We start from the raw sequence: 24,465 nt of genomic DNA, 5'->3' as shown, positions 1-24,465 counted from the left end.
TCTTCCGTAAGTAAGCAAATTATGACTTATGAAGAGGCGCCGTTCGCTCGACATGGCGCGCGCGCGGGCGCCTGGGCGAGATCGTCGCGCCGGAAGCGCTTGTCGCGAAGAAGCGGTGGGCGCAGCCTGCTAGAGCTTAGGGATGGAGGCCAAGGCGGACTTGACCGAGGGTTTCGACATCGGCGCGAGGGCCAAGGCGCGCTGCGACCTGCTGGGCGTTCCGCCCTATAGCGAGGTCGATGGACAGCTAACGCGTCGGTTCCTGACCCCCGCCCACGCCGCCGCCCTGTCCGCGCTCGAAGACTGGATGCGGCAAGCCGGCATGAGCGTGCGCCGCGACGCCGCCGCCAACCTGATCGGCCGCTACGAGGGCGAGGCGACGGGCGCCAAGGCGCTGATTATCGGCTCGCATATCGACAGCGTCCGCAACGGCGGGCGCTATGACGGACCGCTGGGCGTCATGCTGGGGATCGACGTGGTCGAGGCGCTGCATCGCGCCGGCCGCCGCCTGCCGTTCGCGGTCGAGGTCATCGCGTTCGGCGACGAGGAGGGCTCGCGTTTCCCGGCCTCGATGAGCTGCAGCCGCGCGATCGCCGGCACGCTGGACGCCTCCGCCCTGGAGATGCGCGACGCCGAGGGCGTCTCCGTCGCCGAAGCCCTGGCGGCGTTCGGCGGCGATCCGGCCGGGATCGCAAGCGCGGCCAGGAAACCCGAGGAGGTCCTGGCCTTCCTCGAGGCGCACATCGAACAGGGCCCGGTGCTGGAGGCCGAAGGCCTGGCGCTGGGCGTGGTCACCGCCATCGCCGCTCAGAAGCGCATCATGGTCAAGATCGTCGGGACGGCCGGCCACGCGGGCACGACGCCGATGGCCCTGCGCAAGGACCCCGGCCCCGCCGCCGCCGAATGCTTGCTGGCCCTCGAGCGCATCTGCCGCGCCGGGACCGACGGCCTGGTCGGCACGGTCGGCCGGATCACCGCCCTGCCCGGCGCCTTTAACGTCATTCCTGGCGCGGTCGAGTTCTCGATGGACATCCGCGCCGAGACCTCGGCGACGCGCGACGCGGCCGTCGACGCCATCTGCGCCGAGATCCATGCGATCGCGACGGCGCGCGACCTCAAGGCCGAGATCCACCTGATGCAGGCCCTGGCCGAGAGTCCTTGCGATCCTTCGCTGATCGGCATCTTGGAAGAGGCGCTGAGCGACCTTTCCCTACCGGCCCGTCGCCTGCCCAGTGGCGCGGGTCACGACGCCATGGTGATGGCCGATCTCTGCCCCACCGCCATGCTGTTCATCCGCTGCGAGGGCGGGATCAGCCACAACCCGGCCGAGGCCGTGACCGAGGCCGACTGCGCCTTGGCCGCCCGCGCCATGCTCACCTTCATCGACAAGCTAGAACGACGCGAACGCGCATGACCGATACTTTTCACGAGCTCGACCACCCCGCCCGCCTGCTGATGGGGCCAGGCCCGATCAACGTGCACCCGCGCGTGCTGCGGGCCATGTCGGTGCAGCTGTTGGGCCAGTTCGACCCCGAGTTCACCGGCTACATGAATGAGGTCATGGCCCTCTATCGCGGCGTCTTCCAGACGAAGAACCGCTGGACCTTCACGATCGACGGCACCTCGCGCGCCGGCATCGAGGCGGCCTTGGTCTCGACGCTTCAGCCCGGGGATGATGTCGTGGTGGTCAACGCCGGGCGCTTCGGTCTGCTGCTGGCCGAGATCGCCGAGCGCTGCGACGCCAAGGTCACCTTCGTCGAGGCCCCCTGGGGAACCGTCGTCGATCCGCAGGCCGTCGAGGACGCCGTCAAGCGCGTGAAGCCGCGGCTGGTGGCCTGCGTCCATGGCGACACCTCGACCACCATGGCCCAGCCGCTGGACCAGATCGGCGCGATCTGCCGCGCGCACGGGGCGCTGATGTATGTCGACGCGACCGCCACCCTGTCGGGCATGGACGTCCCCGTCGACGCCTGGGGCGCCGACATCGTCACGGCCGGCCTGCAGAAGTGTCTGGGCGGCCCGTCGGGCTCGGCCCCGATCACGATCAGCGACCAGGCCGCCGAGCACATCTTCTCGCGTCGTCACGTCGAGAAGGGTCTGGCCGGAACCGGCGGCGCGGCCGGAAACGGACGCCGCATCGCCTCGAACTACTTCGACCTGGCCATGATCATGGACTACTGGTCCGAGAAGCGCCTGAACCACCACACCGAGTGCGCGCCCATGCTGTTCGCGGCCCGCGAATGCGCCCGGCTAGTGCTGGAGGAAGGGCTGCCGGCGCGCTTCGATCGCCACGCCAAGGCCGGCGCGGCCATGACCGCGGGCCTGGAGGCCATGGGCCTGTCGATCTACGGCGACAAGGCTCACAAGATGACCAACGTCACCGGCGTCTGGGTCCCCGAAGGCGTCGACTACGACCGCGTGAAGGCGCGGATGCGCACTGACTTCGAGATCGAGATCGGCTCGGCTTTCGGTCCCCTGACCGGCAAGATCTGGCGCATCGGGACCATGGGCGTGAACGCCCGCAAGCACGCGGTCCTGCAGACCCTGGCGGCCCTCGAGGCGGTGCTGCGCTGGGAAGGCTTCGGCGCCCCGGCCGGCGCCGGCGTCGACGCGGCGGCGAAGGTGTACGGATGAGCGGGCTGGCGAACACCTTCTTCCCCCTCCGGGGGAGGAGCGCCGAAGGCGCGGAGGGGGCAAGCGTTGAGCGAAATCCCCCTACTCGCCCCCACCTGACCGCGCTGCGCGCGGTCGTCCGCCCCCAGAGGGGGCAGAAGGCATGACTGCGTCCTACCCCCGCGATCTCATCGGCTACGGCGAGCATCCGCCGCACGCGCGATGGCCCAACCACGCCCGCGTCGCCGTGCAGTTCGTCCTGAACTACGAGGAAGGCGCCGAGCGCTCGGTCCTGCACGGCGATCCGGTCAGCGAGTTCTTCCTCTCGGAGATGGTCGGCGCCCAACCCATCCAGGGCATGCGGCACATGTCGATGGAGAGCCTCTACGAATACGGTTCGCGCGCCGGCTTCTGGCGCATCCGGCGCCTCTTCGACGAGTTCCGCCTGCCGCTGACCGTCTTCGGCGTCGCCCAGGCCATGGAGCGCCATCCCGACGCCGTCGAGGCGATGATGAAGTCCGGCTGGGAGATCGCCAGCCACGGCTATCGTTGGATCGACTACCAGCACTTCACGCCCGACCAGGAGCTGGAGCACATCCAGCGGGCCATCGAGATCCAGACGCGCCTGACCGGCGAGCGCCCGCTGGGCTGGTACCAGGGCCGCACCAGCCCCAACACCGCGCGGCTGGTCGCCCAGGAAGGCGGCTTCGTCTACGACGCCGACAGCTACGCCGACGACCTGCCCTACTGGGACGACCAGCACGGCCGGCCGCAGCTGATCGTGCCCTACACGCTGGAAGCCAACGACATGCGCTTCACGGCCGCGCAGGGCTTCAACACCGGCGAGCAATTCTTCACCTATCTGCGCGACGCCTTCGACGCCCTCTATCTGGAGGGCGAGACCTCGCCGAAGATGATGAGCGTGGGCCTGCACTGCCGCGTGGTCGGCAAGCCCGGCCGCATCGGCGCCCTGCGGCGTTTCCTGGAGCACGTGACGAACCACGACCGCGTCTGGGTGGCCCGGCGCATCGACATCGCGCGGCACTGGATTATCGAGCATCCGTATGAGGGGAGCAAGACATGAGCGGCGCCCCGCCCCTGACCCTGGCTCGGCTGAACAGCATGAACCAGACCGGCTTCACCACCGCCCTGGGGTTCGCCTTCGAGCTCTCGCCCTGGGTGGTCGAGCGCGCCTGGAGCGACCGCCCCTTCGCCAGCGTCGAGGCGCTGCACGACGCGATGATGGCGGTGCTCAACGCCGCGACCAGCGCCGACAAGCTGGCCCTGATCCGCGCGCACCCGGAACTGGCCAGCAAGGCGGCGATCGCCAAGCAGCTGACGGCCGAGAGCAACGCCGAGCAGGCCAGCGCGGGCTTGGACCGGCTGACGCCCGAGGAGTTCGCGCGCTTCCACGACCTCAACGCCGCCTATCGGGAGCGCTTCGGCTTCCCGTTCATCATCTGCGTGCGCCTGAACGACAAGGCCTCGATTCTGGCCGCCATGCAGGCGCGGCTAGCCAACGACGAGACGGCCGAGATCGCCGAGGCGATCACCCAGATCGGCCTGATCTCCAAGCTTAGACTGCTCGACGCGGTGAAGATCTGATGGACTACGATTTCGCTGGATGGGCCGGCATGGCGCTGCGCTGGCTGCACGTGATCGCGGGCGTGGCCTGGATCGGCGCATCCTTCTATTTCGTCTGGTTGGACAACAATCTGCGCGACCCGAACCCGCCCAAGGACGGCGTGAAGGGCGAGCTGTGGGCCGTGCACGGCGGCGGCTTCTACCACTCGCAAAAGTACATGGTCGCGCCGGCCCACATGCCCGAGCACCTGCACTGGTTTAAATGGGAAGCCTACACCACCTGGCTGTCGGGCTTCGCGCTGCTGACGGTGCTCTACTACTGGCAGGCCGGCGTCTATCTGATCGATCCGGCCAAGCACGCCTTCACCCAAGCCCAGGCGATCGGCGTGGGCCTGGCCTTCATCTTCGGCGGTCTGGCGACCTACGAAGCCCTGTGCCGCTCGCCGCTGGGCAAGAGCGGCAAGCTGTTCGGCGTGGTCTGGTTTTCGATCCTGACCGCCGCGACCTGGGCCTTGACCCAGCTGTTCTCCGATCGCGGCGCCTTTATCCACGTCGGCGCGATCATCGGCACCTGCATGGTCGGGAACGTCTTCCTGGTCATCATCCCCAACCAGCGCAAGATCGTCGCCGACATGCTGGCCGGCCGCCCCGTCGATCCGCGCCTGGGCGCGATGGGCAAGCAGCGGTCGGTGCACAACACCCACATGACCCTGCCGGTCATCTTCATCATGATCAGCAACCACTATCCGGCGATCTCGGGTCACCCGAAGGCCTGGCTGCTGCTGGCCCTGATCAGCGCCGGCGCGATCGCGATCCGCTACTTCTTCATCCAGCGTCACTTCGGGAAGATCCGGCACGAGCTGTTGTTTGTCGGCGCGCTGCTGATCTTCGGCGCCACGGCGATCGCCTCGATGAAGCCCAAGGACAAGGTCGAGGTCAGCGGCGAGGTTCCCTTCTCGGTGGCCGAGGGAATCATCCAGAAGCATTGCGTGGCGTGCCACGCCGCCACGCCCACCCATCCCGGCTTTTCCGCCCCACCTTTGGGCGCGGCGTTCGACACCCCTGCGCATATCCAGACCTACGCACCGAAAATCAACGAACGCGCGGTCCTCTCGACCAGCATGCCCCTTGGCAACGAGACCGGCATGACCGAAGAGGAGCGCGCCCAGCTGGGCGCCTGGATCAAGCAGGGAGCCAAGACCCCGTGACCGACGCCGTGCTGGATGCCACCGCCAAGGCCGAGAGCGAGACCGCTCCGCGCAAGCGTAACGCCGAGCGGACCCGTAAGGCGATCCTCGCCGCGGCCCTCAGGGAGTTCGCCCAAGCCGGCTTCGCGGGGGCCCGGATCGAGAAGATCGTCAAGGCCGCCAAGTGCAACATCCGGATGCTGTACCACTACTTCGGGGACAAGAAGGGCCTGTACATGGCCGTCCTCGAAAGCGCCTACATGGACCTGCGGGCGCGCGAGGCCGAGCTGAAGATCGACTTCGACAAGCCGCTGGAGGGCTTCCTCGAGCTGCAGCGCTTCACCTTCGACTACTTCGAGAAGAATCCGAAGTTCGAGGGCTTGCTGCGCAACGAGAACCTGCAACACGGCAAGTTCGCCTCGCAGTCGCGCGTGGTGACCGAGACCGCCTTCCCCCTGCGTCGGACGATCGAGCGCCTGATCAAGAGCGGCCAGGACCAGGGCGTTTTCGGCCCAGACCTCGACCCCGTGCAGATCTACGTCACCATCGCGGCCATGAGCCGCTTCCACCTGGCCAACGGCTATTCGCTGTCGGCGACGCTGGATACGGACATGTCCGCGCCCGAGTGGCGCAAGGCGCGGCTCGACCACGCCCTGGCGCTGCTGGAAGGCTATCTGACGCGCGGCGCGCGCTAGCTACTGGGCCGCCGGCGCCGACGTCGGCGGAGCGTTGACCAGCGGCGGCCCCGTAAACTCGGCCTCGATCTGGACCTCAACCTCGTCGCCGACGCCCATGGTCGTACCGGGCGCTGGAACGCCATAGGCGATCCCGAAGTCCGAGCGCTTGAAGACGCCCTTGGCCGAGAAGCCAACGCGCGCGTGCGGGTCCATCGGATGGCCGACATAGCCGCCGTTGTAGGTCACGTCCAAGGTGACGGGCTTGGTGACGCCATGCAGCGTCAGGTCGCCGATGACCTTGCCGGTGTCGGGGCCGGTGACCTCGACCTTGGTCGAGCGGAAGGTGATGGACGGATAGGTCCCGGTGTTGAGCCACTGCGGCCCGATCAGCTCGGCCAGGAAGCCTGCCGGCGGCGACGGCAGGGTCAGTGATTTTGGATCGATCGTCGCCTCGACCGCGCTGGCGACGGCGTTGTTCTGGTCGAACCGGAGCTTGGCGTCGAAGGTCGCGAAGGCCGCGGTGTAGTGCGAGAAGCCCAGATGGCTGACCCGGAACACCAGGGTGGCGTGCGACTTGTCCAGCACATAGTCGCCGGCCGGGATGTTGGCCTTGGGCGGCTTGAGCGCGGCGGCCGCGGGCGGCGCGGCGACCAGCGGCGGCTCGGCGGCCTTCTTGTCGTCGGCGGACGGCGAGCAGGCGGCGACTGCGAGTAGCGCCACCACGGGCAGGATCATTCTCATGCGTTGGCCTCCCAAGGCGCGATCCTCGCGCTGAGGGTCAACGTAGACGCTTACGAGAGGTTGCGGCAGCGCTCATTGCCCTCAGAACAGCAGCCCCTTCTTCAGCAGCGCATGGACGCCCTTTTCGCCGTTGACGGTCTGGGTGACGCGGAAGTCCACGGCTAGCGAGCAGAACTGGTAGGCCTGCACGCGGGTCAGGGAAGAGCGGGCCGTGATGAAGTCGATGGTCTGCCGTAGAGCCTGCTTCATGGCCAGGTCGAGATCCTCGTTGAAGCCCATCAGGATGTAATGCGTGGGCGTCTCGGCGCGGGGCCAGGCGAAGGCGCCGATGTCGGAAGCCCTATGCAGCACGAAGGTGAAGGTCCCGGTCAGGCCCATCTCCAGCGCGTTGACGCAGACCTCGCCGTCACCCTGGCGGCCGTGGCCGTCGCCGACCGAGAAGTTCGCGCCAGGAACCCAGACCGGCAGATAGAGGGTCGAGCCGGCGACCAGCTCCTTGTTGTCCATGTTGCCGCCGTGCTCGCGCGGTTCGCGGCTGGAGAGACGCCCGTAGCGCGCGGGCGGGGCCACGCCCATGGTGCCGAAGAACGGCGCCAGCGGCAGCTCAGGCCCCCACTCGGGCTTGCAGACGCCGCGGGTCCGGTCGACGGCGATGTGGCTGACATAGCGCTCGGGGAAGTCCTCGGGGATCGTGCCGGCCAGCGGTCGCACGGCGCAGTAGCCCCAGTCGTTGTTCGGCTCGATGGCCTCGATCCGGACCTCCAGCGTGTCGCCGGGCTCGGCGCCGGCGATGGCGACGGGGCCCGTGAGAATGTGCGGGCCGATCCGCTCGGGCTTGCTGTCATGGATCGCCTGCAGGGCCGGCGGCACCGCGTAGGGCGAGCCGGCCGGCGGCATGACCTCGACGCCGCCCGACACGCACTCGAAAGTGACGCTGTCGCCCGACGCCACCGTCAGCACGGGATCGAAGGCCGCGTCGAACATGCCGAAACGGATCGTGTCGGGGGCCGAGGCCAGTCGGTGATGCGCCATCAAGTAAGCCTTCTATTACAAGTTCATCTGGCGCTGGCTCGCGGCCGATCCCAAGGTTTCGAAGGCGCGCGCGGGCAAGATCAGGCCGCCCTGCCCTTGCAGCGAGCGACGCGCGGGCCAAAGTGGCGCGGGCTTGGGCGATCGCGGACGCGGGCGCCGCCGGGACTGGCGCGCCCGGCGAACCCGGGTGTATGAAGTTTTTTCTTACTTATGGAGCTTGGCCGGATGGCGCTCGACGCGGAAACACAGGCCTTCCTCGACCTTGCCGAGGCCGAAATCGCGCCTTGGACGACGGCCCGCGCCGCCGAGCGCGGTCTGTCGCTTCCGACCGAGGCCCTGCCCGCCGTGATCGACAATATCGCCCTGCTGCAATCCCAGACCCGCCTGTTCGTGGCGGCGCTCGGCGAGGCGGCCGGCGCGGCGCCGGAGCCGTTCCAGCCGTGAGCTTCCTCAGCGCCTTCGACATCGCGGCCCAGGTCCGCGACGGCGACGTGACCGCGCGCGCGATCACCGAGGCCACCCTGGCGTCGATCGAGAAGCGGGATGGCGCGCTCAACGCCTTCACCGCCGTGTCCGCCGAACGCGCCCTGGCGGCTGCCGACGCGGTCGACGCGGCCCGCGCCGCCGGGCAGCCGCTCGGCGCCCTGGCGGGCGTGCCGTTCGCCGTGAAGAACCTGTTCGACATCGAGAGCCTGCCGACCCTTGCCGGCTCGAAGATCCGCCGTGAAGCCGCCCCGCCGACGCGCGACGCCACCCTGGTTCAGCGCCTGACCGCCGCCGGCGCGATCCTGGTCGGCGCGCTGAACATGGACGAGTTCGCCTACGGCTTCGTCACCGAGAACGCCCACGACGGCCCGGTGCGCAACCCGCACGATCCGACGCGGATCGCGGGCGGCTCTTCCGGCGGCTCGGCGGCGGCCGTGGCGGCGGGCCTTGTCCCGCTGACCCTGGGCTCGGACACCAACGGCTCGATCCGCATTCCCGCCGGCCTGTGCGGCGTCTTCGGCCTGAAGCCCACCTACGGCCGCCTGTCGCGCCAGGGCGTCTTCCCGTTCGTCGAGAGCCTGGACCACGTGGGCCCCTTCGCCCGCTCGGTCGAGGAGCTGGCCCTGGCCTATGACGTGCTGCAGGGGCCCGATCGCGAGGGCGATCCGATCTGCGTGCGCGAGGCCGAGCCGCTGACCGGCCGTCTCGATGCGCTGGCCGAACAGCCGCTGCGCGTCGGCGTCCTGGGCGGCTGGTTCCAGCAAGGCGCGTTCCCGGACGTGCTGGCGGCGCTGGATCGGGTCGCCCAGGCGCTATCGGCCGACACTGACGTCATCCTGTCCGGCGCCCAGGCCGCCCGCGCCGCCGCCTTCTGCCTGACCGCCTTCGAGGGTGGCGAGCTGCACCACGACGACCTGGCCGTCCGCGCCATGGACTATGACCCGGCCGTGCGCGACCGCCTGCTGGCCGGCGCCCTGCTGCCGCAAGGCGTCGCCGAGGCCGCTCGGCGCTATCGCACCATTTTCCGCGATGAAGTCGCCAAGGTCTTCCAGCGCTACGACGTGCTGCTGGCCCCGGCCTCGGTCTGCCCCGCCCCGCCGATCGGCCAGGCGACCATGGAGATGGACGGCGTTCCGGTGTCCGTCCGCAAGAACCTCGGCGCCTTCACCCAGCCGATCAGCTATATCGGCCTGCCGGTGGTCGCCGCGCCGGTGAACCGTCCGGGCCAGTTGCCGATCGGCGTGCAGATCATCGCCCCGCCCTGGCGCGAGGACCTGGCCTTCGCCGCGGCCCTGCGCCTGCAGCGCGCCGGCGTCGTCGCCGCCCATCCGCCGGAAGCCTTCGCATGATCGTCAACGACCCCGCCGTCCTGGCCGAGGTGACGGCCCTGGTCGACGCCTATGAGACGGCGCTGATGACCAATGACGTGGCGGCCCTGGATGGCGCGTTCTGGAACTCGGCCCACACGGTGCGCCTGGGCGTGGCCGAGAACCTGTGGAGCTTCGACGAGATCGCCGCCTTCCGCGTCGGCCGGGCCGGCGGCTCGCCGCCCCGCACGCGCCTGCGGACCGAGATCACCACCTTCGGGTCGGACTTCGCGACCGCCAACGTCTTGTTCCAGCGCGACGACACGGGCCGCCTCGGCCGCCAGAGCCAGACCTGGATCCGCACCGAGGACGGCTGGAAGGTCGCCTCGGCCCACGTCTCCCTGATGCAGGAGAGCGCCGATCAACGGCTCGCCTCCCCGACCGAAAAGCGCTAGAGCCCTCGAATGACGACCCCGACCAAGATCATCTTCGACACCGATCCCGGCATCGACGACGCGATGGCGCTGCTGTTCATCGAGGCGAGCCCCGCCCTCGACCTGATCGCGGTGACGACCATCTTCGGCAATTCCGACATCGACACCACCACCCGCAACGCCCTCTATCTGAAGCGCCGCTTCGGCCTGAAGGCGCCGGTCTACAAGGGCACGGACAAGCCCCTGGTCCGCCCGCGCAACCCCTCGCCGACCTTCGTGCACGGCGAGAACGGCCTGGGCGACGTCGAGTTGACGGGTCTCGTCCCCGAGCAGCCTGAAGCCAAGCCGGCCCACCAGGCGATCATCGACTTGGCCCGCCAGTATCCTGGCGAGGTCGTGCTGTGCGCGGTCGGTCCGCTGACCAACCTGGCCCTCGCTTTGCAGGCCGATCCCGAGGTCGCCAGCCTGCTGAAGTCGGTCGTGATCATGGGCGGCGCGTTCGGCGTGGCCGGCAAGCCCGGCAATGTCACGCCCGTCGCCGAGGCCAACATCTGGAACGATCCCGAGGCCGCCGACCAGGTCTTCACCGCCCCCTGGAAACTGACCGCCGTCAGCCTGGACGTGACGACCCAGGTCGTGATGTCGCCCGCCTACATGGACGCCCTGGCGGCCGGCGGCAGCGACGCCGGCGGCTTCCTGAACGCCATCTCCAAGCCCTACGCCGCCTTCTACGGCGGCCGCGACGGCATCGTCGGCTGCTGCGTCCACGATGCGGCCGCGGTCGCCTTCGTGATCGACCCGACGCTGTTCACGGTGCGCCGCGGCTCGGTCCGCGTGGTCACCGAGGGCATCGCGCTGGGTCAGACCTGCCAGAAGGCCGAAGGCGAACTGTTCGGGCCGTCCGCCTGGGACGACCAGCCGATCCAGGCCGCGACCATTGCGGTCGACGGCGAGCGGCTGCTGAAGCTGTACGCCGAAACGATGACGGCCAAGCACGGGTGACTCCCCCCACCTGACCCGCTTCGCGGGTCGTCCGCCCCCGAAGGCGGGCGGAAGGAGATCCTTCTTCCCCCTCCCGGGGGAGGAGCGCGTAGCGCGGAGGGGGCGAGTCCTCGGACTACTCCCGCCTGTACCGCTGCACGCCGGCCAGATACGTCCGCGCGACCACCCGGTCATCGCCCAGCACCGTCAGCGCGAAGAGCTTGTCCTCCAGCGTCTTGGCCGCGTTCAGCCGGCGCGCGATCAGCGGCGTGGCCGCCAGGTCCAGCGCCAGGAAATCCGCTTCCTTGCCGGGCGCGAGGTTTCCGATCTTGTCGTCCAGATCCAGCGTCCGCGCCCCGCCCAGCGTGCCCAGATAGAAGGCCTGGAACGGGTCGAGCGCGTCGCCGCGCAGCTGGCCGACCTTGTAGGCCTCGCCCAGCGTATGGAGGATCGAGAAGGTCGTGCCGGCGCCGACGTCGGTGCCCATGCCGACCTTCACCCCGTGGGCGCAGGCGTCCTTCAGCGGGAAGAGGCCCGAGCCCAGGAACAGGTTCGAGCTCGGGCAGAACGCCGCCGCCCCGCCCTTGGCCGCCATTCGCTGAAACGCCTCGCCCTTCAAGTGGACGCAGTGGGCGAAGACCGAGCGCTCGCGGAGCAGGCCAAAGCGGTCATAGACGTCGAGATAGTCCGTGGCGGCGGGGAAGAGCCGCGCCGTCTCCTCGATCTCATGGGCGTTTTCCGACAGGTGCGTCTGCATCCAGACGCCGGGATGAGCCGCCAAGACCTCGCCAGCCATGGCCAGTTGTTCGTCGCTGCAACTGATCGCAAAGCGCGGCGTGACCGCGTAGCCCAGGCGCCCCTTGCCGTGCCAGTCGGCGATCAGCGCCTCCATGTCGACGCGGCTGCTCTCGACCGTGTCGGTCAGGCCCTCGGGCGCGTTGCGGTCCATCAGGGTCTTGCCGGCGATCAGCCGCATGTCGCGCGAGAGGGCCTCGGCGAACAGGGCTTCGACCGAGACCTTGTGCACCGAGCCGAACACCAGCGCCGTGGTCGTGCCGTTGCGCAGCAGTTCGTCGATGAAGAACGTCGCGGTCTGAGCCGCATGCGCCGGATCGGCGAACGCCGCCTCGCACGGGAAGGTGTGCTGCTCCAGCCAGTCGAGCAGTTGCGCGCCGTGGGCCGCGATCACGTCGACCTGCGGGAAGTGGATGTGCGTGTCGATGAAGCCCGGCGTGATCAGGTGGCCGGTCAGGTCCTCGACCGGCGTGTCGCCCAGGCGTCCGGCGAGGTCCGCATAGGCGCCGCAGGCGGCCACGCGGCCGTCCTCGACCAGCAGCAGGCCGTCTTCGTGGAAGGCGACCGCCTCCGCGTGCGAGGTCTTGGTCGGGTCGTCCAGCAGGTGGAGGATCGACCCTCGATAGGCTTTCACGTCTTCGAACTCTCGTCGTTGCGCACGCGCGCGGCTTCCTGGCGCATCAGGAGGTCGGCGGCCACCGAGACCGCGATCACCTCCGGCGCCTTGCTCTTCAGGCCCGGCAGGCCGATCGGACAGGTCAGGCGGGTCAGCACGACTTCGGAGAAACCATCATCGCGTAACCGGCTCATGAACCGCGCGCGCTTGGTCTTCGAGCCGATGACGCCGAAATAGCCGAAGCCCCCGCCCGCCAGCCCCGCCGAGACCAGGGCGTAGTCCAGGGCGTGGTCGTGGGTCAGCACCAGGCCATAGGCGTCGGGCGTCGCACCCATGGCCTTGGCCGCCATCTCGGCCGGCTCCAGCACCGTGACGCCGGGGATCTGCGCGGTCTCGGGGCGACTGTCGTACCAGAACAGGCGGAACGGCAGCGGCTCGAAGGCGCGGGCGATCGCCTGGCCAACATGACCGGCGCCGAACAGCAGCAGCGGCGGCCGCGGCGCGTCGGCGCGCTCGACCAACTCGTCGCCGAGCTCGGGCCGCGCCCCGCGCGCGCTGGCCGGCGCGCCCGCCAGGGTGACGGCCGGGGCGTCGCTGGCGGTCGCCAGGATCGGCGCGATGGTCTTGCCCAGTGCGCCAGGATCAAAGCGCGTGCGGACCTCGAACGGCTGGGCCGCGTCCATGCGCCGAGCCGCCTCGGTCAGCCAGTCGCGGCTCTTGTCGTCGAGGCGCTCTAGGAACAGCCGCACGCGGCCGCCGCAGCACTGGGCCAGCAGCGGCCCCAGCGGATAGTCCTGGATCGCGAAGTGCGCCTGGCTTCCATCCAGCATCCGCCGCGCCTGGTCGGCGACGCGGTACTCCAGATTGCCGCCGCCGATGGTGCCGTCCTGGCCCTCGCGCCAGACGACCATCTTGGCCCCCGCCTCGCGCGGCGCCGAGCCCTCGGTCGCAAGGACGGTGACCAGGGCGGCCTCGTCATGGGCGTCGAGACGGGCGAGCGCGGCGCGGGCCCAGTTCCTGCTCATGCGCCCCCTCCGTCACGGCGCGCATCCACGCCGCGCCACCTCCCCCGCGTTGCGGGTGAGGAAGCTGTCATCCTCCCCCGTGCAACGGGGGAGGTGGACGCGAAGCGGACGGAGGGGGCGCTAAGCACGGGCCCGCCTCCGGACATCCTCGCACGCCATCAGGATCGCCTCCGGCGTCGCCGGCGCGTTCAGCTCGGGGAAGATCTTGTAGTCGCCAACGCTGGACACCGCGTGGTTGATCGCCGAATGCACCGAGATCGCCAGCATGAACGGCGGCTCGCCGACGGCCTTGGAGCGGTGCACGGTCGCCTCGACATTGCGGCCGGCCTTCCACAGGCGGATGTCCAGATGCGCCGGACGGTCGCCGCAGGTCGGGATCTTGTAGGTCGAGGGCGCGTGCGTGCGCAGGCGGCCCTCTCCGTCGTAGACGAGCTCCTCGGTCGTCAGCCAGCCCATGCCCTGGACGAAGCCGCCCTCGATCTGGCCGAGATCGATGGCGGGATTCAGCGACTTGCCGACGTCGTGCAGGATGTCGGCGCGCGTCACCTTCATCTCGCCGGTCAGGGTGTCGATCAACACCTCGCTGCAGGCCGCGCCGTAGGCGAAGTAGTAGAACGGCCGGCCGGTGTGGGTGGCGCGGTCGTAGTGGATCTTGGGCGTCGCGTAGAAGCCGGTGGCCGACAGCGAGATCCGCGCCAGATAGGCCTGGCGGGCGAACCAGCCGAACTCGAACGTCTTCTCTCCCACCCGCACGCCATCCGGCGTGAAGGCGATCGCTTCCGGCGCGACGCTCCACTTGGCGGCGGCGAAGTCCACAAGCCGCGCCTTGATCGTCTCGGCCGCGTTCAGGGCGGCCATGCCGTTCAGGTCCGCGCCCGACGAGGCGGCCGTGGCCGAGGTGTTGGGCACCTTGTCGGTGACCGTCGAGGTGATCTTCACCCGCGAGGCGTCGACCTGGAAGGCCTGGGCGACGATCTGGGCGACCTTGATGTTCAGCCCCTGCCCCATCTCGGTCCCGCCGTGGTTCAGCAGGATCGAGCCGTCGGCGTAGAGGTGGATCAGCGCGCCGGCCTGGTTGAGGTGGGTGGTCGTGAACGAGATGCCGAACTTCACGGGCGTCAGGGCGACGCCCTTCTTCAGCACGGGGCTGGCCTTGTTGAACGCCTCGATCTCGCGGCGGCGGGCCTCGTAATCGCAGGACGCGGCCAGTTCCTCGATCAACTGCGGCGCGACATTGTCCTCGACCACCTGGTGGTAGGGCGTCAGGTTCCGGCCCTCGCCGCCATAGAGGTTGCGGCGGCGCACCTCTAGCGGATCGAGGCCGACCTCGGCGGCGACCGCGTCCATCACCCGCTCGATCGCCAGCATGCCCTGCGGGCCGCCAAAGCCCCGGAAAGCGGTGTTCGAGACGGTGTGGGTCTTGAACCGGTGCGACACGATCTCGACCGCCGGCAGGAAGTAGGTGTTGTCGGCGTGGAACATCGCCCGGTCGTTGATCGCCATCGACAGGTCGGTCGTCGCCCCGCAGCGCGAGGCCAGCTCCAGCGAAAGACCCGTCAACCGCCCCTCGTCGTCGAAGCCAACGTCGTAGGCGACCTCGAAGTCATGCCGTTTGCCGGTCATGACCATGTCCTCGTCGCGGTCGGGCCGGCACTTGGCCGGGCGGCCGGTCTTGACCGCGACCAGGGCGGCGGCGGCGGCGAACAGCGAGGCTTGCGTCTCCTTGCCGCCAAAGCCTCCGCCCATGCGGCGGACCTCGACGGTGACCGCCGTATGGGGCCGGTCCAACACGCGGGCGATCAGGTGTTGCACCTCGCTGGGGTGCTGGGTCGACGACCAGATGTGGACGTCGCCGCCTTCGCGCGGCGTGGCCAGGGCGACCTGGCCCTCAAGATAGAAGTGATCCTGGCCGCCCATCGAAAAGCCGCCCTGGATCCGTCGCGGCGAGGCGTCCAGCGCCGCCCGCGCGTCGCCGCGCGCCATGCGCTGGCTGGCCTCGATCTTCAGGTCCATGGCCCGGGCGGCGGCGATGTCGATGGCGGCCGGAAGATCCTCGTACTCGACCACGGCCTTGGCCGCGGCGGCGCGGGCGGCGGCGATCGAGGTCGCGGCGACCGCGAACAGGCTCTGGCCGACGTGGAGGACCTCGCCGTCAGCGAAAAGCCGATCGTCGTGGATCACCGGGCTGACGTCGTTCTCCCCGGGAATGTCATGCGCGCTCAGCACCAGCACCACGCCGGGCGAGGCCCGCACGGCCGACAGGTCCAGCTTGGCGATCCGGGCGTGGGCTCGCGTGCTCGTGCCCAGGTGCACGTGCAGCAGCCCCGGCGGCTGGGGCAGGTCATCCACATAGATCGCCGAGCCCGCCACATGCCGTTCGGCGCTGTCGTGCGGCAGGGGCGCGTTCACGCCGCGCGGCGCGGTGATCGCGGGGGCGACGCCGGAGTCAGCCATGGGCGCTCTCCGGAATGACGCGGGTTTCGAGATCGGGCGATAGGCTCTCCAGGAACACCTTGCGCAGCATGTTGCGCGCGGCCAGGGCGCGGTAGGTCGCCGAGGCGCGCATGTCGCTCATCGGCGCGTAGTCGGTCTCCAGGGCGGCCATCGCCGCCTCGACCGTCGCCTCGCTCCAGGACTGACCGACCAGGGCCGCCTCGCAGGCTTTGGCGCGCTTGGGCGTCCCGGCCATGCCGCCGAAGGCGATGCGCGCGTCCGTCACGACACCATCCTCGACCGCGATCGAGAACGCGCCGCAGACCGCCGAGATGTCCTGGTCGAACCGCTTGGACAGCTTGAAGACCTTGAAGATCCGTCCCACCGGAAGCTTCGGAACCACGACCGCCTCGACGAACTCGCCAGGTCGCCGATCCTGCTTGCCGTACTCGAGGAAGAAGGCCTCCAGCGGCAGTTCGCGCCGCTCGTTCCCACGCCGCAGGACCAGGGTCGCCTCGGCCGCGATCAGGGCCGGCGGCATGTCGCCGATCGGCGAGCCATTGGCGATGTTGCCGCCGATCGTGCCGCTGTTGCGCACCTGGGTCGAGCCCAGCCGCCGCATCATCACGCCCAGGTCCGGATAGAGCCGAGCCAGCACATCGATCGCGTCGACATAGCGGACGCCCGCGCCGATCCGCAGCTCGTCGGGCGTCTCCTCGATCGCCTTGAGCTCCGCCACCTCGGACACGCTGATCAGGGTCGGCAGCGGCCGCCGCTGCTTGGTGACCCAGAGGCCGACATCGGTCGCTCCGGCGACGATCGTGGCGTCGGGGTGCTGCAGATAGGCTTGCGCCAGCTCGTCGAGCGTTCGCGGCGACAGCCATGTCCGCGTCACGCCGTGGACCTCGTCCTCGAAGCTCAGCGCCAGCATGGTCTCGTCACGCACGGCGGCCAGATCGACCGCCGGCGCGGCCTCGGCCGTCACAGCCTTTGCGACCTCGATGATTGGGCCATAGCCGGTGCAGCGGCACAGGTTGCCGGCCAGCACCTCGCCGACCGGCGCGTCCGCGCCTTTGGCTCCGACCGCGCGGCCATAAAGCGACATGACGATCCCGGGCGTGCAGAAGCCGCATTGCGAGCCGTGCTTCTCGACCATGGCCTCTTGGACCGGATGCAGCGCATCGTCCTTGACCAGGCTCTCCACCGTCATCAGCGCCTTGCCGTGCAGCATGGGCAGGAACTGGATGCAGGCGTTGACCGCCCGCCAGGCGACCGTGTCCCCCTCCGCCTCGCCGACCAAGACGGTGCACGAGCCGCAGTCGCCCTCGGCGCAGCCTTCCTTGGTGCCTGTGCGGCGCATGGGGCCGCGCAGGTGTTCCAGCAGGGTGGTGGTGGGATTGGCCCCGCGCACCTCCTGCACCTGGCCGTCCAGCAGGAAACGGATCACCTCGCCCATCAGCTGCCCCGGTAGGTGGAATAGCCGTAGGGCGAGACCAGCAGCGGCACGTGCCAGTGCTGCGCGGTGTTCGAGACGGCGAAATCGATCACCACCACATCCAGGAACGGCGGATCAGTGACCGGCAGGCCCGAGGCCTTGAAGTGGTCGCCGATCGAAAACTCCAGGCGATAGCCGCCGACCGCCAGGGCCTCGCCATCGATCAGGCGCGCCCGACCATCGGCGTCGGTGCGCAGTTCGGCGACCGGCGACAGGGCCTCGCCCTCGCGCCACGAGACGCGCACCGCGACGCCCGCCGCCGGCCTGCCCGCCGCCTGGTCGAGGATGTGTGTCGTCAATCCGCTCATCGTCCGCACTCCGATCGAGTCGATGCTCGGCCGCGCGCGTCGCCATGTCCAGCATCGCGAGGCGCCCGCGAAACGCGATCGCCGAACCGCCGAGGAACATGGCGCGCGGCGCCCGAAGCGCAGGCATTATATAATAGATTTATTACTTGCGAGAGCCCCTCGGACGAGCGACGCGATGTTACCGCTATCACAAATGAAATCATTCCCCGGTCGCACAGGGTTGGAAAAGCCGGTCATCCCCGGTAGCTAGACGGGTGAACGGCCCGCGACCGAGACGGGCCGCGCGAAAACGCGCAGAGCTTCTAGAGGAAGACCAATGGACGAGGATTTCCGCAAGGCGGCGTTGGACTATCACCGCCTCCCGCGGCCCGGAAAGCTGGCGATCGAAGCCACCAAGCGGATGGCCACCCAGCGCGACCTCGCTCTCGCCTATTCGCCTGGCGTCGCCGCGCCGTGCCTGGCGATCGCCGACGACCCCGACACCGCCCGCGACTACACCGCGCGCGGCAATCTGGTCGCGGTCATCTCGAACGGCACCGCGGTGCTGGGCCTGGGCGATATCGGCCCGCTGGCGTCCAAGCCGGTGATGGAGGGCAAGGCCGTCCTCTTCAAGAAGTTCGCCGGCATAGACGTCTTCGACATCGAGGTCGACGCCAAGGATCCCGACCGCTTCATCGAGGTGGTGGCGGCGCTCGAGCCGACGTTCGGCGGCGTGAACCTGGAAGACATCAAGGCCCCCGAGTGCTTCGTCATCGAGCGCGCCCTGCGCGAGCGGATGAACATCCCGGTGTTCCACGACGACCAGCACGGCACCGCCATCGTCTGCGCCGCGGCCGTCCGCAACGCGCTGCTCGTTCAGGGCAAGACGTTGAAGGACGTCAAGCTGGTGACCTCGGGCGCCGGCGCGGCGGCCCTGGCCTGCGTCGACCTGCTGGTGTCGATGGGCCTGCCGGTCGAGAACGTCACCCTGACCGACATCAAGGGCGTGGTGCACGCCGGCCGCGATCCGGACATGCCGGACAACATGGCCCGCTACGCCCGCCAGACCGACGCCCGCACCCTGCCCGAGGTGCTGCCGGGCGCCGACATCTTCCTGGGTCTCTCGGCCCCGCGCGTCTTCAAGCCCGAATGGCTGCCGCTGCTGGCCCCGAACCCGCTGATCCTGGCCATGGCCAATCCGGATCCGGAGATTCTGCCCGAGCTGGTCTACGCCGCCCGTCCCGACGCCATCATGGCGACCGGCCGCAGCGACTATCCCAACCAGGTCAACAACGTCCTCTGCTTCCCCTTCATCTTCCGCGGCGCGCTGGACGTCGGCGCCTCCGAGATCAACGAGGCGATGAAGGTCGCGGCCGTCGAGGCGATCGCCGAACTCGCCCGCGCCGAAGCCTCGGAAGTGGTCGCCTCCGCCTATGGCGGCGCGGCGCCCGTCTTCGGCGCGCAGTACATCATTCCCAAGCCCTTCGACCCGCGCCTGATCCTGCAGATCGCGCCGGCCGTGGCGAAGGCGGCCATGGACAGCGGCGTCGCCACCCGGCCGATCGCCGATTTCGACGCCTACCGCCAGGAGCTGGAGCTCTTCGTCTATCGCTCGGGCCAGCTGATGCGGCCGGTCTTCGAGCGGGCCCGCAAGGCGCCGGTCAAGGTCGCCTACGCCGAGGCCGAGGACGAGCGCGTGCTGCGCGCGGTCCAGACGGTGGTCGACGAAGGCCTGGCCTCGCCGGTGCTGGTCGGCCGCCGCGAGGTGATCAAGGCCAAGATCCAGGACATGGGTCTGCGCCTCGATGTCGGCGGGACGGTCGAAATCGTCGATCCCCAGGCCGACAAGGACCTCTTCGGTCCGCTGGTGGCGGACTACCAGAAGCTTGTCGGTCGTCGCGGCGTCCCGCCGACGGCCGCCGAACGCCGCGTCCAGGGCCGCCGCACGGTGGCCGCCTCGATGCTACTGGCGTCGGGCTATGTCCAAGCCGCCCTGGTCGGCGGCAGCGGCGACTGGTGGCAGCACCTGAAGTACGCCCTGCCGATCATCCCCAAGCGGGACAATGTCAGCCGCGTCTACGCGATGTCGTCGCTGATCCTGGACAACGGCACGCTGTTCTTCTGCGACACCCACGTCAATGTCGACCCGACCGCCGAGCAGATCGCCGAGTGCACTCAGCTGGCCGCCGAAGCGGTCCGCCGTTTTGGCCTGACGCCCAAGGCCGCCCTGCTCTCGCACTCCTCGTTCGGAGCCAGCAATTCGCCGACCGCGCGCAAGATGCGCGAGGCGCTCTCCATTCTCCGCGAACAAGCGCCGGAGTTGGAGGTCGACGGCGAGATGCACGCAGATGCGGCCCTCAGCCAGCACCTGCGCGAGCGCATGGTCGCCGACAGCCCGCTGAAGGGCTCGGCCAACCTCTTGGTCATGCCGACGCTGGACGCGGCCAATATCGGCCTGACCCTGCTGAGCGCGGCCACCGAATCGCTGCTGGTCGGCCCGCTGCTGCTGGGCATGGCCAAACCGCTGCACGTGCTGATTCCCAGCGTGACGGCGCGCGGCATCGTCAACCTCACGGCCTTGGCCGTGAACCAGGCGGCCTCCGAACGGGCCCAAACGCCCGCCTGAGCGCTAGCCTGAAACGACAAAAGGCCCCGACCGACGCGTCAACGTCGGGCGGGGCCCTCGAAAGTCTCTGAAAAGGCCGTCCCGTCCGGGGCGGCCTCTTCTTTTTTGCGCTTAGAGGATGCGCAGGTTGCCGGCCGAAGTCTTGCCCGAGCGGCGGTCCTGTTCAAGCTCGTAACCGACTTGCTGGCCTTCGTTCAGGCCACGCAGGCCGGCGCGCTCCACGGCCGAGATGTGCACGAACACATCGCCGCCGCCGTTGTCCGGCTGGATGAAGCCAAAGCCCTTGGTGGTGTTGAACCACTTCACGACGCCGGTGCCGGACTCGCCGGTGCCGCTCGAGAAGTTGTTGCGAGGCGCGCTGTCAAAGCCGCCGCGCGCCGGGCGCGGAGCGCCACGGCCAGCGCCGCCGCCGGCCGGAGCCGGGCCATGGCCCGTGACGCGCAGTTGACCGGCCGAGGTCTTACCCGAGCGGCGGTCCTCTTCCAGTTCGTACGCGACTTGATCACCCTCGTTCAGGCCCGACAGACCCGAGCGTTCAACCGCGGCGATATGGACGAACACGTCCTGGCCGCCGTCCTCGGGCTGAATGAAGCCAAAGCCCTTGGCCGGGTTGAACCACTTAACGACACCGTTCGCCATATTATCCTCAAACACCTCAATCGACGGGCTGATAGTCGGCCCGCGTCCTTCCAACGGAAGTCATGACGCAAAACCGCGCCACGCGCTATGGGCTTTGAGCGGAGAAAATCGACGGGAAGGCGGCGAGCGCCAGAAATTTTCGCGGTTCGGGGGGCAAGCGTGGCGCCAATGCCACTCTAAATTGCACGCACCGATATAGAAAAACCCCGGCCGCAATCGGACGGGGTGGACATATCGGCCCAAAATCGACCTGGGGGACCTTGGGTGCGGGGACAGGATTTGAACCTGTGACCTTCAGGTTATGAGCCTGACGAGCTACCGGGCTGCTCCACCCCGCGTCAGGGTGTTTTGTGAGATTGTGTGTGCAGGGTTTGCGGACTTGGGTTTGATATCCTTTTGGCGGACCTGGCGGCGACCTACTCTCCCGCGCCTTGAGACGAAGTACCATTGGCCCAGGGGGACTTAACGACCGAGTTCGGAATGGGATCGGGTGGGGAACCCCCGGCAAAGCCACCAGGTCAGCGAAAGGGATATCGACCGCCCTCTTTCGAGGGCAGTGATTTAAGAAGAAGACATCAGTGTCTGAAGTAGAGCCATGCTGGTGCATGGGTTTGACTGAAGAACGATCAAGCCTATCGAGCTATTAGTACCGGTAAGCTCCATGCGTCGCCGCACTTCCACACCCGGCCTATCAACGTGGTGGTCTTCCACGGCTCTCAGCGAGACCTTGTTTTGAGGTTAGTTTCCCGCTTAGATGCTTTCAGCGGTTATCTATTCCACACTTAGCTACCCTGCTGCACAGCTGGCGCCATGACAGGCCCACCAGAGGTGTGTCCATCCCGGTCCTCTCGTACTAGGGACAGATCCTCTCAAGTCTCGTACACCCACGGCAGATAGGGACCAAACTGTCTCACGACGTTCTGAACCCAGCTCACGTACCACTTTAATCGGCGAACAGCCGAACCCTTGGGACCTGCTCCAGCCCCAGGATGTGATGAGCCGACATCGAGGTGCCAAACTTTGCCGTCGATATGGACTCTTGGGCAAAATCAGCCTGTTATCCCTAGAGTACCTTTTATTCGTTGAGCGATGGCCCTTCCACGCAGGACCACCGGATCACTATGGCCGACTTTCGTCTCTGCTCGACTTGTCAGTCTCGCAGTCAGGCGGGCTTATGCCATTGCACTCGACGACCGATTTCCGACCGGTCTGAGCCCACCATCGCGCGCCTCCGTTACACTTTGGGAGGCGACCGCCCCAGTCAAACTGCCCGCCACGCCATGTCCCGGACCCGGATAACGGGCCGCGGTTAGACGTCAGCAACAATAAGGGTGGTATTTCAAGGATGGCTCCACTCGAACTGGCGCCCGAGTTTCATAGCCTCCCACCTATCCTACACATGTTGCTGCTAACGCCAAGGCGAAGCTGCAGTAAAGGTTCATAGGGTCTTTCCGTCTGACCGCGGGAACCCCGCATCTTCACGGGGAATTCAATTTCGCTGAGCCTATGCTGGAGACAGTGGGGAAGTCGTTACGCCATTCGTGCAGGTCGGAACTTACCCGACAAGGAATTTCGCTACCTTAGGACCGTTATAGTTACGGCCGCCGTTTACCTGGGCTTCAATTCAGAGCTTGCACCCCTCCTTTTAACCTTCAGGCACCGGGCAGGCGTCAGACCCTATACGTCGCCTTGCGGCTTCGCAGAGCCCTGTGTTTTTGATAAACAGTCGCTACCCCCTGGCTTGTGCCACTCTTCTCTGGTTGCCCAAAGAAGAGTCACGCTTATCCCGAAGTTACGCGTGCAATTTGCCGAGTTCCTTCAGCATAGTTCTCTCAAGCGCCTTGGTATACTCTACCTGCCCACCTGTGTCGGTTTCGGGTACGGTCTCCGTTGGAGTTATTTCCAGGGACCTGTTCACTGCCAGGAGCAATCCAATAAGCCCTGACAATTTACCAGATCCGTCACTTCCAACTGGTTCAGGAATATTCACCTGATTCCCATCGACTACGCCTTTCGGCCTCGCCTTAGGGGCCGACTAACCCTGCGCAGATTAGCTTTACGCAGGAACCCTTGGGCTTTCGGCGAGAGGGTCTCTCACCCTCTTTATCGCTACTCATGTCAGCATTCTCACTTCCGATACCTCCAGCAAGGCTCACGCCTCACCTTCACCGGCTTACGGAACGCTCCGCTACCGCGTGCTTACGCACACCCATACCTTCGGCGTCTGGCTTGAGCCCCGTTACATTTTCCGCGCAGGTTCGCTTGACCAGTGAGCTGTTACGCTTTCTTTAAATGATGGCTGCTTCTAAGCCAACATCCTGGTTGTCAAAGCAAACCCACATCGTTTCCCACTTAGCCAGAACTTGGGGGCCTTAGATGATGGTTAGGGTTGTTTCCCTTTTCACGACGGACGTTAGCACCCGCCGTGTGTCTCCCGGATAGTTCTCTTGGGTATTCGGAGTTTGATTAGAATTGGTACAGCTCGCGCCGCCCGCATCCATTCAGTGCTCTACCCCCCAAGGAATACGTCCGAGGCACTACCTAAATAGTTTTCGCGGAGAACCAGCTATGTCCAGGTTTGATTGGCCTTTCACCCCTATCCACAAGTCATCCGAGAATTTTTCAACATTCACCGGTTCGGTCCTCCAGTAAGTGTTACCTTACCTTCAACCTGCTCATGGATAGATCACCTGGTTTCGGGTCGTCATGCGACGTACTTATTCGCCCTATTCAGACTCGCTTTCGCTGCGCCTACACCTAACGGCTTAAGCTTGCACGGCACATGAAGTCGCTGACCCATTATACAAAAGGTACGCCGTCACCACGCGCGGTGGCTCCGACTGCTTGTAGGCTTCCGATTTCAGGTTCTGTTTCACTCCCCTTGTCGGGGTGCTTTTCACCTTTCCCTCACGGTACTTGTTCGCTATCGGTCATTGAGGAGTACTTAGGCTTGGAGGGTGGTCCCCCCATGTTCAGACAGGATTTCACGTGTCCCGCCCTACTCGAGTCTGTCGCTATTTGACGCTTACGGGGCTATCACCCACTATGGCGGACCTTCCCAGATCCTTCAGCTTTATGTCACGACAGCACTGGCCTGGTCCCGGTTCGCTCGCCACTACTACGGGAGTCTCGGTTGATGTCCTTTCCTCCGGGTACTGAGATGTTTCAGTTCCCCGGGTTTGCTTAATGGAGCCTATGTATTCAGCCCATTATACCTTGTCTGATCAACCGATCCTGGCCCCGCCCGAAGGCGAAGCTAAGTCGGGTGACCATAAAGGTGGGTTTCCCCATTCGGAGATAGCCGGATCAAAGGGTGCTCGCGCCTCCCCGGCTCTTATCGCAGCGTGCCACGTCCTTCATCGCCTCTCAATGCCAAGGCATCCGTCAGAAGCCCTTATGCGCTTGATCGTTCTCAGCAAAACCCATGCTGTTTCAGGTCTCGCCGCGTCACGCGGGGAGGCCTGAGCATGAGCTCTACCTTTAGTCAGACAATGATGTCTTCTTAAG

At 67.2% G+C, this 24,465-nt stretch carries 19 protein-coding genes, 1 tRNA gene, 2 rRNA genes and 2 pseudogenes; 12 read left to right on the top strand and 12 right to left on the bottom strand.

Annotated features, from left to right (window positions below):
* The first annotated feature begins 160 nt into the window (after window positions 1-160).
* The 6 genes from CSEG_RS05505 (at window position 161) to CSEG_RS05480 (ending at window position 6,079) form a co-directional block, all read left to right on the top strand.
* The gene (locus CSEG_RS05505; protein WP_041538489.1) at window positions 161-1,414 is read left to right on the top strand and encodes an allantoate amidohydrolase; all 1,254 of its coding nucleotides are present in this window, start codon (window positions 161-163) and stop codon (window positions 1,412-1,414) included.
* Window positions 1,411-2,634: a pyridoxal-phosphate-dependent aminotransferase family protein gene (locus CSEG_RS05500; protein WP_013078261.1), complete on the top strand. Its 1,224-nt coding sequence runs from the start codon at window positions 1,411-1,413 to the stop codon at window positions 2,632-2,634. The genes CSEG_RS05505 and CSEG_RS05500 overlap by 4 nt, the downstream gene beginning before the upstream one ends.
* A gap of 142 nt (window positions 2,635-2,776) precedes the next feature.
* The gene (gene puuE / locus CSEG_RS05495; RefSeq protein WP_013078259.1) at window positions 2,777-3,697 is read left to right on the top strand and encodes an allantoinase PuuE; all 921 of its coding nucleotides are present in this window, start codon (window positions 2,777-2,779) and stop codon (window positions 3,695-3,697) included.
* Window positions 3,694-4,218, top strand: coding sequence for a 2-oxo-4-hydroxy-4-carboxy-5-ureidoimidazoline decarboxylase (gene uraD, locus CSEG_RS05490; protein ID WP_013078258.1), 525 nt, complete (start codon window positions 3,694-3,696; stop codon window positions 4,216-4,218). Before puuE ends, uraD begins: the two co-directional genes overlap by 4 nt.
* Entirely contained in the window at window positions 4,218-5,405 is a 1,188-nt protein-coding gene (locus CSEG_RS05485; protein WP_013078257.1) for a urate hydroxylase PuuD, read from the top strand. The genes uraD and CSEG_RS05485 overlap by 1 nt, the downstream gene beginning before the upstream one ends.
* Window positions 5,402-6,079 (top strand): TetR family transcriptional regulator, encoded by a 678-nt coding sequence (locus CSEG_RS05480; RefSeq protein ID WP_013078256.1) that lies wholly within the window; start codon window positions 5,402-5,404, stop codon window positions 6,077-6,079. The genes CSEG_RS05485 and CSEG_RS05480 overlap by 4 nt, the downstream gene beginning before the upstream one ends.
* Here CSEG_RS05480 and CSEG_RS05475 read toward each other — a convergent pair whose 3' ends face one another.
* Window positions 6,080-6,802, bottom strand: coding sequence for a YceI family protein (locus CSEG_RS05475; RefSeq protein WP_013078255.1), 723 nt, complete (start codon window positions 6,800-6,802; stop codon window positions 6,080-6,082). It lies immediately after the preceding gene.
* Between the two features lie 81 nt (window positions 6,803-6,883).
* On the bottom strand, window positions 6,884-7,837 hold the full coding sequence (locus CSEG_RS05470; protein WP_167535116.1) for an acetamidase/formamidase family protein: 954 nt from the start codon (window positions 7,835-7,837) through the stop codon (window positions 6,884-6,886).
* 222 nt (window positions 7,838-8,059) lie between these two features.
* On the opposite strand from CSEG_RS05470, the gene CSEG_RS05465 reads away from it, so the two are divergent.
* The 5 genes and pseudogenes from CSEG_RS05465 to CSEG_RS23725 all read left to right on the top strand — a co-directional run.
* On the top strand, window positions 8,060-8,278 hold the full coding sequence (locus tag CSEG_RS05465; RefSeq protein ID WP_013078253.1) for a hypothetical protein: 219 nt from the start codon (window positions 8,060-8,062) through the stop codon (window positions 8,276-8,278).
* Entirely contained in the window at window positions 8,275-9,669 is a 1,395-nt protein-coding gene (locus CSEG_RS05460) for an AtzE family amidohydrolase (protein ID WP_013078252.1), read from the top strand. Before CSEG_RS05465 ends, CSEG_RS05460 begins: the two co-directional genes overlap by 4 nt.
* Window positions 9,666-10,082 carry an oxalurate catabolism protein HpxZ gene (gene hpxZ / locus CSEG_RS05455; protein ID WP_013078251.1) on the top strand — a complete coding sequence of 139 codons (417 nt, stop codon included), beginning with the start codon at window positions 9,666-9,668 and terminating at the stop codon, window positions 10,080-10,082. The genes CSEG_RS05460 and hpxZ overlap by 4 nt, the downstream gene beginning before the upstream one ends.
* Window positions 10,083-10,091: 9 nt before the next feature.
* Entirely contained in the window at window positions 10,092-11,063 is a 972-nt protein-coding gene (locus CSEG_RS05450; RefSeq protein ID WP_013078250.1) for a nucleoside hydrolase, read from the top strand.
* Window positions 11,064-11,077: 14 nt separating this feature from the next.
* Window positions 11,078-11,166: pseudogene (locus tag CSEG_RS23725) on the top strand (hypothetical protein); the annotation flags it as partial.
* A 12-nt stretch (window positions 11,167-11,178) separates the two neighbouring features.
* On the opposite strand, the gene guaD reads toward CSEG_RS23725, so the two are convergent.
* The 5 genes from guaD to uraH form a co-directional block, all read right to left on the bottom strand.
* Window positions 11,179-12,471, bottom strand: coding sequence for a guanine deaminase (gene guaD, locus CSEG_RS05445; protein WP_013078249.1), 1,293 nt, complete (start codon window positions 12,469-12,471; stop codon window positions 11,179-11,181).
* Entirely contained in the window at window positions 12,468-13,478 is a 1,011-nt protein-coding gene (gene xdhC, locus CSEG_RS05440; protein WP_013078248.1) for a xanthine dehydrogenase accessory protein XdhC, read from the bottom strand. Before xdhC ends, guaD begins: the two co-directional genes overlap by 4 nt.
* A 120-nt stretch (window positions 13,479-13,598) precedes the next feature.
* Window positions 13,599-15,932: a xanthine dehydrogenase molybdopterin binding subunit gene (gene xdhB, locus CSEG_RS05435; RefSeq protein WP_013078247.1), complete on the bottom strand. Its 2,334-nt coding sequence runs from the start codon at window positions 15,930-15,932 to the stop codon at window positions 13,599-13,601.
* On the bottom strand, window positions 15,925-17,367 hold the full coding sequence (xdhA, locus tag CSEG_RS05430) for a xanthine dehydrogenase small subunit (RefSeq protein WP_013078246.1): 1,443 nt from the start codon (window positions 17,365-17,367) through the stop codon (window positions 15,925-15,927). Before xdhA ends, xdhB begins: the two co-directional genes overlap by 8 nt.
* Window positions 17,367-17,714: a hydroxyisourate hydrolase gene (gene uraH / locus CSEG_RS05425; RefSeq protein ID WP_013078245.1), complete on the bottom strand. Its 348-nt coding sequence runs from the start codon at window positions 17,712-17,714 to the stop codon at window positions 17,367-17,369. The genes xdhA and uraH overlap by 1 nt, the downstream gene beginning before the upstream one ends.
* A gap of 316 nt (window positions 17,715-18,030) precedes the next feature.
* On the opposite strand from uraH, the gene CSEG_RS05420 reads away from it, so the two are divergent.
* Complete coding sequence (locus CSEG_RS05420; RefSeq protein WP_013078244.1) at window positions 18,031-20,319, top strand: NADP-dependent malic enzyme; 2,289 nt, start codon at window positions 18,031-18,033, stop codon at window positions 20,317-20,319.
* 111 nt (window positions 20,320-20,430) lie between these two features.
* Here the strand turns inward: CSEG_RS05420 and CSEG_RS23215 are convergent, their stop codons facing one another.
* From CSEG_RS23215 to CSEG_RS05400, 5 genes and pseudogenes are all read right to left on the bottom strand, one after another.
* Entirely contained in the window at window positions 20,431-20,625 is a 195-nt protein-coding gene (locus tag CSEG_RS23215) for a cold-shock protein (protein ID WP_035017693.1), read from the bottom strand.
* A 129-nt stretch (window positions 20,626-20,754) separates the two neighbouring features.
* A pseudogene (locus tag CSEG_RS23210) lies at window positions 20,755-20,958 on the bottom strand (cold-shock protein); the annotation flags it as partial.
* Window positions 20,959-21,219: 261 nt separating this feature from the next.
* A tRNA-Met gene (locus CSEG_RS05410) sits at window positions 21,220-21,296 on the bottom strand.
* Window positions 21,297-21,361: 65 nt separating this feature from the next.
* Window positions 21,362-21,476 (bottom strand): 5S ribosomal RNA (gene rrf, locus CSEG_RS05405).
* Between the two features lie 104 nt (window positions 21,477-21,580).
* A 23S ribosomal RNA gene (locus CSEG_RS05400) occupies window positions 21,581-24,366 on the bottom strand.
* Window positions 24,367-24,465: the final 99 nt, after the last annotated feature.

The organism is Caulobacter segnis ATCC 21756, from assembly GCF_000092285.1.
Lineage (GTDB): Bacteria > Pseudomonadota > Alphaproteobacteria > Caulobacterales > Caulobacteraceae > Caulobacter > Caulobacter segnis.
The sequence above is the reverse complement of the archived record's forward strand: the minus strand, read 5'-3'. Positions and strand labels throughout refer to the sequence as shown.

Excerpts from the sequence above, each read along its gene's own strand:
- CSEG_RS05500 (WP_013078261.1), top strand. The coding sequence starts at position 1,411 with ATGACCGATACTTTTCACGAGCTCGACCACCCCGCCCGCCTGCTGATG.
- puuE (WP_013078259.1), top strand. The coding sequence starts at position 2,777 with ATGACTGCGTCCTACCCCCGCGATCTCATCGGCTACGGCGAGCATCCG.
- uraD (WP_013078258.1), top strand. The coding sequence starts at position 3,694 with ATGAGCGGCGCCCCGCCCCTGACCCTGGCTCGGCTGAACAGCATGAAC.
- CSEG_RS05485 (WP_013078257.1), top strand. The coding sequence starts at position 4,218 with ATGGACTACGATTTCGCTGGATGGGCCGGCATGGCGCTGCGCTGGCTG.
- CSEG_RS05475 (WP_013078255.1), bottom strand. The coding sequence starts at position 6,802 with ATGAGAATGATCCTGCCCGTGGTGGCGCTACTCGCAGTCGCCGCCTGC.
- CSEG_RS05465 (WP_013078253.1), top strand. The coding sequence starts at position 8,060 with ATGGCGCTCGACGCGGAAACACAGGCCTTCCTCGACCTTGCCGAGGCC.
- hpxZ (WP_013078251.1), top strand. The coding sequence starts at position 9,666 with ATGATCGTCAACGACCCCGCCGTCCTGGCCGAGGTGACGGCCCTGGTC.
- CSEG_RS05450 (WP_013078250.1), top strand. The coding sequence starts at position 10,092 with ATGACGACCCCGACCAAGATCATCTTCGACACCGATCCCGGCATCGAC.
- xdhC (WP_013078248.1), bottom strand. The coding sequence starts at position 13,478 with ATGAGCAGGAACTGGGCCCGCGCCGCGCTCGCCCGTCTCGACGCCCAT.
- xdhB (WP_013078247.1), bottom strand. The coding sequence starts at position 15,932 with ATGGCTGACTCCGGCGTCGCCCCCGCGATCACCGCGCCGCGCGGCGTG.
- xdhA (WP_013078246.1), bottom strand. The coding sequence starts at position 17,367 with ATGGGCGAGGTGATCCGTTTCCTGCTGGACGGCCAGGTGCAGGAGGTG.
- uraH (WP_013078245.1), bottom strand. The coding sequence starts at position 17,714 with ATGAGCGGATTGACGACACACATCCTCGACCAGGCGGCGGGCAGGCCG.
- CSEG_RS05420 (WP_013078244.1), top strand. The coding sequence starts at position 18,031 with ATGGACGAGGATTTCCGCAAGGCGGCGTTGGACTATCACCGCCTCCCG.